Raw genomic sequence first — 12,059 nt, forward strand, 5'->3', positions numbered from 1 at the left:
GCGGGGCTTTTCAAGCCCAATTAAGGGCTTGCGCTGGAAGGGAATCTAGGCCGAGGCGGCGTGGCGGAGCTCGCCGTGGCGGTCGCGGAACAGCTTGTCCTCCCAGGCCAGCGCATGGGCGGCGATGGTCTCGAGGTCCTCGTATTGCGGCTTCCAGTCGAGCAGGCTGCGGATCCGGCTGGTGTCGGCGACCATGGTCATGATGTCGCCGGGCCGGCGCGGGGCATACTGAACGGCGAAGCTGCGGCCCGAGACCCGGCGCACCGCGTCGATGGTCTCCAGCACCGAATAGCCGCGGCCATAGCCGCAATTCAGCGTCGTCGAGGCGCCGCCGTTGCGCAAATAGGCCAGCGCGGAGCGATGCGCCTGCGAGAGATCCGTGACGTGGATGAAGTCGCGGATGCAGCTACCGTCCTGGGTCGGATAGTCGGTGCCGAACACGTCGATCTTGGCGCGCTGGCCGGTTGCGGCTTCCACCGCGATCTTGAGCAGATGCGTGGCGCCGACGGTGGCAAGCCCGATACGCGCCTGCGGGTCGGCGCCGGCGACGTTGAAATAGCGCAGGGTCACGTACTGCATGCCGTAGGCGGCGGCGACGTCGTGCAGCATGATCTCGGTCATCAGCTTCGACGAGCCGTAGGGCGACAGCGGCCGCGTGGCTGCGTGCTCGGGCACCGGCACCTGGTCCGGATTGCCGTAGACGGCGGCGGTCGAGGAGAAGATGAAGCGGCCGATGCCGCGCTTCACCGCGACGTTGAGAAGGTTGCGCGCGGTGGTGAAATTGTTGCGGTAGTAGCCGAGCGGATCGCGCATCGAATCCGGCACGACGACGGAGCCCGCGAAATGGATGATGCTCTCGATATTGTGCTGGGCGATGACGCCCTCGAGCAGATTCTCGTCGCCGGCATCGCCGATGAACAGCGGCACGCCCTCGGGCAGATAGGCGGAGAAACCGGTCGAGAGATCGTCGATCACGACGACGTCCTCGCCGGCTTCCGCCAGCGCCAGGACCGTGTGACTTCCGATATAGCCGGCACCGCCGGTGACTAGCACAGTCATGATCTCACCCGTCTTCGATCAACGCGGGATGCTAGCGTCTGCGTGGTGAAGAGGGGGTATCGGCAGCCCTGAACTGGTCACTATGCTTAATGTTGCGTATAGGGGGCCTGCTGAATGGAGCATGACGTGGCCAATCCCCCCGGCGATCTCGAAGTGATCGTGCCAAATCTGCACAGGCGCTATTCCGGGGTCACCGCGACCAACCGGATGGTGGCGCCGCGGCTGGCGAGGCTGTATCGCGCCGCGTGGTTCGGCTCGGATGCGCCGGAGGGCATCGCACGGCTGAGCACGACTGATCTCCTGAAGCTGTGGCGCCGCAAGCAGCCCTTGATCTGGCACGCGCGCCGCAACAACGAGATGATCGCGGGCGTGCTGCTGCGTGCGCTAGGCTGGCCCTTGAAGCTCGTCTTCACCTCAGCGGCGCAGCGGCATCACAGCGGGATCACGCGCTGGCTGATCCGGCGAATGGACGCGATCATCGCGACATCCGATATCTCGGCCTCGTTCCTGAAGGTGAAGGCGACGGTGATCCCGCACGGCGTCGACACCGACGTCTATGCGCCGCCGATCGATCGCGCTGCTGCCTTGGCGGAAGCCGCGCTGCCGGGCCGTTACGCGATCGGCTGTTTCGGCCGCGTGCGCGCGCAGAAGGGCACCGACGTGTTCGTCGATGCGATGTGCCGGCTGCTGCCGCGCTATCCGGATTTCACGGCTGTCATCGTCGGGCAGGTCACGACGGAGCAAACGCCCTTTGCCAACGACCTGAAGAAACGCATCGAAGCCGCAAGCCTGCAATCGCGCATCGTCATCACCGGCGAACTGCCGATCGAAGCGGTGCAGCGCTGGTATCAGCGGCTGACGATCTACGCCTTCACCTCGCGCAACGAGGGCTTCGGCCTGACGCTGATCGAGGCGATGGCCGCCGGCAGCGCGCTCGTCGCCGCGCGCGCGGGTGCGGCCGAGCTCGTGGTCGATGATGGCGTGACCGGCGTGCTGGTCCCGACTGGGGATGCCGATGCGCTGGCTGCGGCGCTGGAGCCGCTGATGCGCGATGTGGCCGCCGCAACGGCGATGGGCGAGCGGGGGCGGGCGCGGGTGCTTGAGAAGTTCAGCCTCGATGCCGAGGCGGCGCGGATCGGCGAGGTCTATCGGCCGCTGCTCTGAGCGGACGCTTTTCACCGGCCCCGGACAAAAAATGCGAAAACAACCCCATGCACAGTAGCCGGGGTCAGCGAAATCAATGGCTTGGCGGGTGGCGTGATGCCATTGCGGATTTTACGAAGTCGGTTTGACTCGTCGGGCAAAACAGGGGTATATAGGCAGCATCGCAAATCGTGCGCGACGTCCGGGATCCGGTCGCGACCAAGCGCCCGCCGAAATTCAGTTTGAACTTTGACGCCGGCCGGATCGCAGCCGTTTACGATCGCCTGGTCTGGGCGATCACCTCGCTCACGAACGCATCGAGGTCGCCGCCCGGGAAGAGAAAACCCGGCAGTCCGAGCGCCTCGCCGGCCTCGAGATCCCTCGGCTGATCTCCGATCACGAAGCTGCCGTCGAGTTGCACGGGCCAGTGCTGGATGAGATCGCGCAACATGCCGGGCGCGGGCTTGCGCCAGTCATGTTCCCTGATGTAGCCGGCGACCGTTCCTTCCGGATGATACGGACAGAAGCGGACGTCATCGATCCGCGCGCCGTCGCGGGCGAGCTCGTCGCGCATCCAGCCGTGCAGATCGTTCACGTCATCCTCAGTGAAGAGGCCGCGCGCGACGCCGGATTGGTTGGTGAAGATGAACACGAAATAGCCGGCCTCGTTGAGGCGGCGAATGGCGCTGGCGACGTTGGGCATCCAGCGGATGCGGTCGCGCGTGCCGATATAGGCATCGTCATGGTTGATGACGCCGTCGCGATCGAGGAAGGCGGCGGGCTTCGGCGCGCGGCTGTCAGACATTTGCAAGTCCCTGCGTCCTCGCAAGCACGTCTCTTGCGATATCGACCACCTCCTGCGCGGCGATGTCCCGCATGCAGCGGTGGTCGTTCATCTTGCAGATCGTGCTCTGGCAGGGCTGGCAGGCGAGCACGCTCTTGCTCTGGACCACGGTCGCGGCAAGCCCATTGAGGGGCGCCCAGAGATAGGGGCTGGTCGGGCCGAAAATGCCCATGGTGGGCGTGTCCAGCGCCGCCGCGATGTGCATCAGGCCTGAATCGTTCGAGATCGCGACGCCGGCCGCAGCCATGGCGAGGACGCCGTTGCGCAGATCGTTGCCGGTCAGGTCCCGCACCCCCGGGCCGCCGGCCGCGACGATCTCCTGGGCGAGGCCTTTTTCGGCGGGGCCGCCGACCACCCAGACCTCCAGCCCGCGCTCGACCAGCAGGCGGGCTGCCTCGGGATAGTAGGTCCAGCGTTTCGACACGCCGACCGAGCCCGGCGCGAGCGCCACGGCGGCACCCGCGCTGAGGCCATTGGCCTGGCGCCAGCGGGCGATCTCCTCACCCGGGACCCGCAATTGCGGCACCGGCCATTCCGGCGGCAGGGGCGCGCCGTCGGGCTGGGCGAGGGCGGCGTTCTTGTCGATGAAGCGGGGCAGCTTCTTCTCGCCCCAGCGCCAGCGGTTGAGCAGGCCGAACCGGAACTCGCCGACGAAGCCGACCCGTTCCGGGATACCCGCCAGCGCGGGCGCAATGGCCGCCTTCCAGGTCCGCGGCAGCACCAGGGCCGTGCCGTAGTTCCGCTCGCGCAGGAGCCGCGCCAGGCCGAACTGGCGGCCCACGGCGAGGCGGCTGCGGGGCAGGTCCCAGACGATGCCCTGACGCACGCCGGGCATGTAATCGACCAGGGGCGCACACAGGGAGGTGGTCAGGAGATCGACCGGCCGATTCGGCCATCGCTCCTTCAGCACCCGCACGACGGTGTGGTTCCGGACGAAATCGCCGATCCACATATAGGGGACGATCAGGATCGGGCGTGTGTCGCTCCGATCCTCACTTCCGCCAAATTGCGAATCGATGTTCATTTGTTAATTATGCCAGGGGGCGCTCTGATGTGGCGGTTCGGTTAGCCGCTCCCGGCCGGCAGGTAAAGCCGGGGAAAGTGCCAGTCCCAAAATGCTTACACTTTGGCAGATGATGCGCTAGGGCAGGTATCGGGCCGCAAAAATCGGGCAGGGTGGTTGGAATGTTGCTGGTGACCGGCGGAGCCGGTTTTATCGGATCGAATGTCGTCGCCGCGCTGAACGATGCCGGCCGCAGCGACGTCGTGGTCTGCGATCTCCTCGGGTCCGACGGCAAGTGGCGGAACCTCGCCAAGCGACAGCTTGTGGATATCGTTCCCCCGGCCGAGTTGCCGGACTGGCTGAAGGGCCGCAAGCTCGACGCCGTGATCCATCTCGGCGCGATTTCCGAGACCACCGCGACCGACGGCGATCTCGTCATCGAGACCAATTTCCGCTTCTCGATGCGGCTGCTCGACTGGTGCACGGCGGGTGCGGTGCCGCTGATCTACGCGTCCTCGGCGGCGACCTATGGTGACGGAGCGGAAGGCTTTGACGACGATGCCTCGCTGCCGGCGCTGAAGAAACTCCGGCCGATGAATCTCTACGGCTGGAGCAAGCAGTTGTTCGATCTCGCGATCGCCGGGCGCGTTGCGAACGGCGATCCGCTCCCGCCGCAATGGGCGGGCCTGAAATTCTTCAACGTGTTCGGCCCCAACGAATATCACAAGGGCTCGATGATGAGCGTGCTGGCGCGCCGCTTCGACGACGTCAAGGCGGGCCGCGTCGTGCAACTGTTCAAGTCGCACCGCGACGGCATCGCCGACGGCGATCAGCGCCGTGATTTCATCTATGTCGACGATGTGGTGCGCGTGATCCTGTGGCTGCTGGCGACGCCGTCGGTGTCGGGGCTGTTCAATGTCGGCACCGGCAAGGCGCGCAGCTTCAGGGATCTGATGCTGGCGGCCTATGCCGCGCTCGGCGCCAAGCCCAACATCGAATATGTCGACATGCCCGAAAGCATCCGCGGTGCGTACCAGTACTTCACCGAGAGCAGGGTCGATCGACTCCACCGCGCCGGTTATAACGGCGGCTTCACGACACTCGAGGACGCGGTGAAGGCCTATGTCGGGGATTATCTCGACCGGCCCGACCGTTTCCGTTAAGGCCCCTGGGATCTGAGACCCAATGACCATGCCGACGCCCATTCTCGATTTCGATGCCCTCGCGCAAGCCATCTCCGGCCGCACCGTGCTCTGCATCGGCGACATCATGCTGGACGAGTTCGTCTATGGCGAGGTGTCGCGGATCTCGCCGGAAGCGCCGACGCCCGTCATCGCGGCCCAGCGCAGCGAGATCCATATCGGCGGCGCCGGCAACGTCGCGCGCAATATCGCTTCGCTCGGTGCGCGCTGCGTCTTCGTCGGCCTTATCGGCGAGGACGATTCCGGGGCGCGGCTCAAGGCCGCGCTGGCGGATCATGCCGGCATCGAGAGCGCGCTGGTGTGCGACCCGTCGCGGCCGACCACGCGAAAGGTCCGCTTCGTCTCCGAGCATTTCTCCACGCATATGCTGCGCGCGGATTGGGAGCAGGCGTTGCCTGCCTCCGATGAGGTCGAGACCAGGCTGATCGAGGCGATCGTGCCGCAGATCGCACGCGCCGACATCGTGCTGCTGTCCGACTACGCCAAGGGCGTGCTGACCGCGCGCGTGATCCGCCACACCATCGATGCCGCGCGAGCGGCCGGCAAGTCCGTGATCGTCGATCCCAAGAGCCTGAACTGGGCGATCTATCGCGGCGCCACGCTGCTCACGCCCAACCGCAAGGAGTTCTCGGAAGCCACGCGCAGCCGCGCCGACACCCCGCAGAGCATCGTCGATTCCTCGGAGGACGTGATGCGGCTCGCCGATTGCGAGGCGATCCTGGTCACGCAAGGCGAGCACGGCATGACGCTGGTGCCGCGCAAGGGCGAGGCCGTCCACGTTCCGGCTGTCCCGGTGAAGGTGCGCGACGTCTCCGGCGCCGGTGACACGGTGGCCGCCGCGCTCGCGGTCTCGATCGCGGCGGGCGCGGATTGGGATACGGCGCTGCGGATGGCGAGTGCGGCCGCCGCCGTCGCCGTCGGCAAGCAGGGCACCGCCACCGTGAGCGCGGATGAGCTGCGCCGGAAGATCCTGCCGCATGCCTATCTCGCGGCCGAGGAGAAGGTGGTGAGCGCGCCCGGCGCGCTCGAGGCCCAGGTCGCCGCATGGAAGGGGGAGGGGCTGCGCGTCGGCTTCACCAATGGCTGCTTCGACATCCTGCATCCCGGTCACGTCAAGGTGCTGACCGCGGCGCGCGCCGCCTGCGACCGCCTGATCGTCGGTCTCAACAGCGACGCCTCGGTGCGGCGGCTGAAGGGGGCGGATCGCCCGGTCCAGGACGAACGGGCCCGTGCCGAAGTGCTGGCCGCGCTCGAGGCCGTCGATCTCGTCGTCATCTTCGAGCAGGACACGCCGATCGACCTGATCACCCGCATCACGCCGAGCGTGCTGGTGAAGGGCGGCGACTACACCCGCGAGCAGGTTGTCGGCCACGAGGTGGTCGAGGCCGCCGGCGGGGTGGTCGTGCTGGTCGACATCCTCAAGGGGTTCAGCACGACGGCGCTGGTTCATCGCGCGCGCGGAGAGGCCAAGTGACGGAGCTCGCGCGGGAGTCGATGTGGGGGACGGTGCACCGGCGGCTGCGCAGTCCGGCAGCGTGGTCCGAGACGGTGGACCTGTTTGCCATCCTCACTGCGGCCTCGCTGCCCTGGTCGACCTCGCTCGCGGCGATCTTCAATGTCCTGATGCTGATCTGCATGGTGCCGTTTCTCGATCTCAGGGACTTCCTGCGGTCGCTGAAGCGGCCGATCTGCGTGGCGCCGATCGCGCTGTTCCTGCTCGCGCTCGTCGGCACCTTATGGTCGGATGCGCCCTGGGGCGCGCGGCTCTACGCCGTGAACCCGACCGCGAAGCTGCTCGTGCTTCCGATCCTGATCTATCATTTCGAACGCTCGGCGCGCGGGCACCTGGTGTTCATCGCATTTCTGGTGTCCTGCACGCTGCTGTCCGTGATGTCCTGGCTCGTCTTTTTCCATCCCACGCTCTCGCTGAAGCCGCCTGATGAACCCGCCTCGCGCGGCATCTTCGTGAAGAACTATATCGACCAGAGCCAGGAATTCACGCTGTGCGCGGTCGCGCTGGCGTTTCCGATCGTGAAGCTGCTGCAGGAGAAGAGGGTCTGGCTGGCCGCGCTGCTGGCGGCGATCTCGCTCAGCTTCTTCGTCAACATGGCCTTTGTGGTCATCTCGCGCACCGCGCTCGTGACAGCTCCGATCATGCTGGCGGTGTTCGGGCTGCTGCATCTGAAATGGCGCAGCGTCCTGCTCATCTTCGCAGCGCTCGCGGCCCTCGCCGTGGTGACCTGGCATACCTCGTCGAAGCTGCACACAACGATTGAAACGTTCTCCACGCAGTATCAGCTCTACAAGGAAAAGGGCGTCCCGACGTCGATCGGACTTCGGCTCGAGTTCTGGCGCAAATCGCTGGGCTTTTTCGCCGAGGGGCCAATCGTCGGTCATGGAACCGGCTCGACGCGCGGCTTGTTCGAGCAGGCCGCCACCGGCGGCCCCTACAAGGCCTCAAGTGAGGTCATCGGCAATCCCCATAACCAGACGCTGAACGTGGCCGTGCAATGGGGCGTCCTCGGCATCGTCATCCTGTATGCGATGTGGGGGCTGCATCTGCTCCTGTTCCGCGGCGATGAACTCGCCAACTGGATCGGCTTGCTGGTCGTTGTCCAGAACATATTCACATCGCTTTTCAACTCTCATATTTTCGACTTCCACGAGGGCTGGATGTACGTGCTTGGCGTCGGCGTTGCCGGCGGCATGGTGGTCAAGTCACGCCGGACCGGCGAGGGCGCGGGAGAAGCTCGCGGTTGAGCTTCGGAGCGCTGGCAAGTCCCGGCGAGATGCGCTATCAGCGCGGTCAGGTTGTATGCAGCACTGGGGATATTCAGCCGCAGATGACGCGTCTTTCGCATCTTACCTTGCGTAATTTCCTGATCGCGCTTCACGACGTGATGGCGACGGCCGCGGCCCTGTTCGTTGCGTTCTATCTGCGCTTCGAGGGGGGGCCGGACTTCTCCGCCCGCCTGCCGTTGCTGCTGCAGATCCTGCCCTATTTCCTCGCCTTCAGCGTGGTCGTCTTCTTCGTCTTCAACCTGACGACGACGAAGTGGCGCTTCATCTCGCTGCCCGATGCGCTGAACATCATCCGTGCCGCCACGGTGCTGGCGGTCGCCCTGCTCGTGCTCGACTACATCTTCGTCGCGCCGAACGTGCACGGGACCTTCTTTCTCGGCAAGGTCACCATCGTCCTCTACTGGTTCCTGGAAATCTCGGCGCTGAGCGCGCTGCGGCTGACCTACCGCTATTTCCGCTACACCCGCGTGATGCATCACGTCAGGACCGAAAATGCCGCGACGACGCTCCTGATCGGGCGCGCCGCCGATGCCGAGGTCGTCCTCCGCGGCGTCGAGAGCGGCGCCATCAAGCACGTGCGGCCGGTCGGGGTGTTGTCGCCGTCGCGGGCCGATCTCGGTCAGCTCATCCGCAACGTGCCGGTCGTCGGCGCGATCGACGACATCGAGGACATCTTCGCCAGCTTCGACAAGCGCAACAAGCCGATCGCCCGGGTGGTGATGACGCCGTCCGCCTTCGAGCCGGAAGCGCGTCCCGAGTCCGTGCTGATGCGGTCGCGACGGGCTGGCGTGATCGTCAGCCGCCTGCCATCGCTCGAGCAGGGGGACATGCCGCGGCTCACCTCGGTGGCGGTCGAGGACCTGCTGCTGCGCCCGAGCGAGACGATCGACTACGCGCGTCTCGAGGCCCTGATCAAGGGCAAGAGCGTGATCGTCACCGGCGGCGGCGGCTCGATCGGCTCGGAGATCTGCGAGCGCGTGATGGCGTTCGGCGCTGCGCGCCTGCTGATCGTCGAGAATTCGGAGCCGGCCCTTTATGCGGTCACCGAGGCGCTCGCCGCGCGCCATTCCGGCGCCGAGATCGAGGGCCGGATCGCCGATATCCGCGATCGCGAGCGCATCGCGCGGCTGATGGCGGAGTTCAAGCCGGACATCGTGTTCCATGCCGCCGCGCTCAAGCACGTTCCGATCCTCGAACGGGACTGGAGCGAGGGCGTCAAGACCAACATCTTCGGTTCGATCAACGTGGCCGATGCCGCGCTTGCCGCAGGCGCCGAGGCCATGGTGATGATCTCGACCGACAAGGCGATTGAGCCGGTCTCGATGCTCGGTCTCACCAAGCGTTTCGCCGAGATGTATTGCCAGGCGCTCGACCACGACCTCGTCGTGCAGGCCGGCGGCGGCAAGCCGCCCATGCGCTTCATCTCGGTCCGGTTCGGCAATGTGCTGGCGTCGAACGGGTCGGTCGTGCCGAAGTTCAAGGCCCAGATCGAGGCCGGCGGCCCGATCACCGTGACGCATCCCGACATGGTCCGGTATTTCATGACCATCCGCGAAGCCTGCGATCTCGTCATTACTGCCGCCACCCACGCGCTCGGCGCCAGGCGTTTCGACGTCTCGGTCTATGTGCTGAACATGGGCCAGCCGGTGAAGATCGTCGACCTGGCGGAACGGATGATCCGGCTCTCGGGCTTGCAGCCTGAACACGACATTGAGATCGTGTTCAGCGGCATGCGGCCGGGCGAGCGGCTGAACGAAATCCTGTTCGCCTCGGAGGAGCCGACTGTCGATATCGGAGTTGCAGGCGTGATGGCGGCGAAGCCGAACGAGCCGCCGATGCAGACGCTGCGCAAATGGATCTCCGCGCTCGAGCTCGCCATCGTGAACGACGATCGCGCCACGATCAGGACCATCCTGAAGGATGCCGTTCCGGAGTTTGGTGTCAGCGCGAGCGCTGCATCCTGAGCAACCCCGGCGCTCGGAGCTGAAGGATCCGCCGGGCGAAGCGCAGGAAGAATGCGGCGTCGATGGCCGGCGCGTTCAGATGCTGCTGGCGCGATCGAAGGTACTCCAGATTGGCGCGCAAGGTCACGCCCCAGCCTATGGTGCTGATGCCGCCCATCTGGAAATCGGCGATGACGCGCGCAACGTAGGCCACCCTGTAGTCGTTCAGCGCCAGCGTACGTAGCATGTAGTCGTAGATGCGGCGGGATCCAACCGAGCTGGAACGAGTAGCGGCCCCTTCTCGGGATGGGTCTGTCGGAGAAAGGATTCGATGGTGGCGCCGATTGTCGCCGCTGAATTGTAGCTGGCCGTGATGACGCTGATCTTCATGCCGGGTCCTCGGTGCGATGCCGGCGATTATAGGAAACAAGCCCGGGGGATGATATCCGCCGACTGGATGAGCGCAGGGCTTCGTGCTGCCCGTGAACCCTTATTCACGCACTCCGATCGGCGCCGAGCCCTGCGCGGCTTTCTCCGCGCTGAGGATCCAGACCAGGCCGCCGAATGCGCCGACGATGAAGTATACGGCGCCGAACAGCAGGGAGACGTTGACACCCTCGTTTGCCGCAAGGCCCGCGAAGCCGAAGGCGAGGCCCATCGTAGCCTCGCGCACGCCCCAGCCGGCGATCGAGATCGGCATCAGGGTGATCAGCATCACCGGCGGAATCAGCAGGAAGATCTGGCCGAAGCTGACCGGCGCTGCGATCGACTGCACCACGCACCAGGCGATGACGACGGCGAGCACGTGGACGAGCAGCGACAGCACCGCGATCGCAGGCCCGCGCGTGGGACTGAAGATCACGCGGTTGGCGATCACCGCGCAGGCGTGGATGTGGTGGGTGCCCCACCAGGTCTTCAGCCACGGCCATTTCAGCGCGCCGAAGACCAGGAAGCCGGCGCCGCCGGCGAGCGCGGCGAGGTCGACGAGCAGCAGCGCCGAGCGCCCGTGCGGATCGGTGATGAGCTCGTAGCTCCAGGGCAGGCTCGCGATGACGACGATCGCGAGTGCGATCAGGCCGATCGCGCGGTCGACGAAGATCGAGTAGGTGGCCGCACGCCATCCGGCGCCGGCGCGCGCGACCAGCCACAGCCGCACCGCATCGCCGCCGATCGCGGAGGGCAGCGTCTGGTTGAAGAAGGCGCCGATCACGTTGTAGCGCATGGCCCGGCCGAGCTCGAGCGGCGCGCCGCATGCGGCGCTGACCTCGCGCCAGCGCAGCACGCCGACGAAGATCTGCAGAAACGTCACCGCGATCGCCAAGCCGATCCAGAACAGGCTGGTCGCGTTGAAGCGCGAGAACAGCTCAGTCAGGTCGACCTTGCGCAGCGCCAGATAGAGCAGCGCTCCGGAAATCAGGATCTTGGCCGTCGACAGCAGGATTCGGCGCATCTCGTCCGCATCAGCAGGGTTTGCGAAGATTTGAGGCAACCCGACGCAGGGCGCCGAATTCGGCCGCTTTGGTATGGTTTTGGCGCTGATCTTGCAATAGCGGTGACGGCGGGCCGTCATGAAAGGTCGTTATGACGCTCGGCGAGGCTGTTGCGCCCCCGTGATACCGGCTAAAGAGGCGCCGCGGGCTGGGGGGCTTGGGAACAGGATGACGGATCAGGCGATTTTGGTCACGGGGGCCGCGGGCTTCATCGGCTTTCACGTCGCCCGGCAGCTTCTGGCCGAAGGCCGGCCGGTGGTCGGGCTCGACAATCTCAACAGCCGGGAGACGTTTTGGAAGCGTTCGCGGATGTCGAGGATCTGATGCGCGACACCGGCTTTGCACCGTCAACGCCGATTGCGCACGGAGTTCGTAATTTTGTCACCTGGTACCGGGACTAGTTCAAGGTTTGAAATGACGATGGACAAACGCATTATCCCCCTGATCATGTGCGGCGGCGCCGGCACGCGGCTGTGGCCGGCCTCGCGCGAGGTGCGCCCCAAGCAATTCCTGCCGCTGTTCGGCACCCGCTCGACCTTCCAGGACACGCTGCTGCGCGTCTCCGACGCTTCG

Annotated in this window: 11 protein-coding genes and 1 pseudogene; 7 read left to right on the forward strand and 5 right to left on the reverse strand. The window is 65.8% G+C overall.

The window, feature by feature from the left end; all coding sequences use genetic code 11:
• Window positions 1-45: 45 nt before the first annotated feature.
• Window positions 46-1,059: a UDP-glucose 4-epimerase GalE gene (gene galE / locus VGR99_RS11180; protein WP_326898403.1), complete on the reverse strand. Its 1,014-nt coding sequence runs from the start codon at window positions 1,057-1,059 to the stop codon at window positions 46-48.
• Window positions 1,060-1,185: 126 nt separating this feature from the next.
• On the opposite strand from galE, the gene VGR99_RS11185 reads away from it, so the two are divergent.
• Window positions 1,186-2,223: a glycosyltransferase family 4 protein gene (locus tag VGR99_RS11185; RefSeq protein WP_326898404.1), complete on the forward strand. Its 1,038-nt coding sequence runs from the start codon at window positions 1,186-1,188 to the stop codon at window positions 2,221-2,223.
• A 253-nt stretch (window positions 2,224-2,476) separates the two neighbouring features.
• On the opposite strand, the gene VGR99_RS11190 is transcribed toward VGR99_RS11185, so the two are convergent.
• Together VGR99_RS11190 and waaF are read right to left on the reverse strand one after the other, a co-directional pair.
• On the reverse strand, window positions 2,477-3,007 hold the full coding sequence (locus VGR99_RS11190) for an HAD family hydrolase (protein WP_326898405.1): 531 nt from the start codon (window positions 3,005-3,007) through the stop codon (window positions 2,477-2,479).
• Window positions 3,000-4,070 (reverse strand): lipopolysaccharide heptosyltransferase II, encoded by a 1,071-nt coding sequence (gene waaF / locus VGR99_RS11195; RefSeq protein ID WP_326898406.1) that lies wholly within the window; start codon window positions 4,068-4,070, stop codon window positions 3,000-3,002. The genes VGR99_RS11190 and waaF overlap by 8 nt, the downstream gene beginning before the upstream one ends.
• Window positions 4,071-4,231: 161 nt before the next feature.
• Here waaF and rfaD point away from each other — a divergent pair, with 161 nt between their 5' ends.
• The 4 genes from rfaD (at window position 4,232) to VGR99_RS11215 (ending at window position 10,017) form a co-directional block, all read left to right on the forward strand.
• Window positions 4,232-5,212 (forward strand): ADP-glyceromanno-heptose 6-epimerase, encoded by a 981-nt coding sequence (rfaD, locus tag VGR99_RS11200; RefSeq protein WP_326898407.1) that lies wholly within the window; start codon window positions 4,232-4,234, stop codon window positions 5,210-5,212.
• 28 nt (window positions 5,213-5,240) lie between these two features.
• Window positions 5,241-6,725, forward strand: coding sequence for a D-glycero-beta-D-manno-heptose-7-phosphate kinase (gene rfaE1 / locus VGR99_RS11205; RefSeq protein ID WP_326898422.1), 1,485 nt, complete (start codon window positions 5,241-5,243; stop codon window positions 6,723-6,725).
• Window positions 6,722-8,011 carry an O-antigen ligase family protein gene (locus VGR99_RS11210; RefSeq protein WP_326898408.1) on the forward strand — a complete coding sequence of 430 codons (1,290 nt, stop codon included), beginning with the start codon at window positions 6,722-6,724 and terminating at the stop codon, window positions 8,009-8,011. Before rfaE1 ends, VGR99_RS11210 begins: the two co-directional genes overlap by 4 nt.
• Window positions 8,012-8,094: 83 nt before the next feature.
• Window positions 8,095-10,017 (forward strand): SDR family NAD(P)-dependent oxidoreductase, encoded by a 1,923-nt coding sequence (locus tag VGR99_RS11215; protein ID WP_326898409.1) that lies wholly within the window; start codon window positions 8,095-8,097, stop codon window positions 10,015-10,017.
• Here VGR99_RS11215 and VGR99_RS11220 read toward each other — a convergent pair.
• Together VGR99_RS11220 and VGR99_RS11225 are read right to left on the reverse strand one after the other, a co-directional pair.
• Window positions 9,995-10,210, reverse strand: coding sequence for a hypothetical protein (locus VGR99_RS11220; RefSeq protein ID WP_326898410.1), 216 nt, complete (start codon window positions 10,208-10,210; stop codon window positions 9,995-9,997). The two genes, VGR99_RS11215 and VGR99_RS11220, sit on opposite strands and share 23 nt — an antisense overlap.
• A 276-nt stretch (window positions 10,211-10,486) precedes the next feature.
• Window positions 10,487-11,446 (reverse strand): lysylphosphatidylglycerol synthase transmembrane domain-containing protein, encoded by a 960-nt coding sequence (locus VGR99_RS11225; RefSeq protein WP_326898411.1) that lies wholly within the window; start codon window positions 11,444-11,446, stop codon window positions 10,487-10,489.
• A gap of 208 nt (window positions 11,447-11,654) precedes the next feature.
• Here VGR99_RS11225 and VGR99_RS11230 point away from each other — a divergent pair.
• Together VGR99_RS11230 and VGR99_RS11240 are read left to right on the forward strand one after the other, a co-directional pair.
• Window positions 11,655-11,768, forward strand: a pseudogene (locus VGR99_RS11230) (NAD-dependent epimerase/dehydratase family protein); the annotation flags it as partial.
• A 138-nt stretch (window positions 11,769-11,906) separates the two neighbouring features.
• Window positions 11,907-12,059 (forward strand): sugar phosphate nucleotidyltransferase (locus VGR99_RS11240; RefSeq protein ID WP_326898424.1); only part of this gene is annotated, 153 nt, incomplete at its 3' end.

The sequence above is a fragment of the Bradyrhizobium sp. genome (assembly GCF_035935975.1).
In the GTDB taxonomy this organism is placed as follows: domain Bacteria; phylum Pseudomonadota; class Alphaproteobacteria; order Rhizobiales; family Xanthobacteraceae; genus Bradyrhizobium.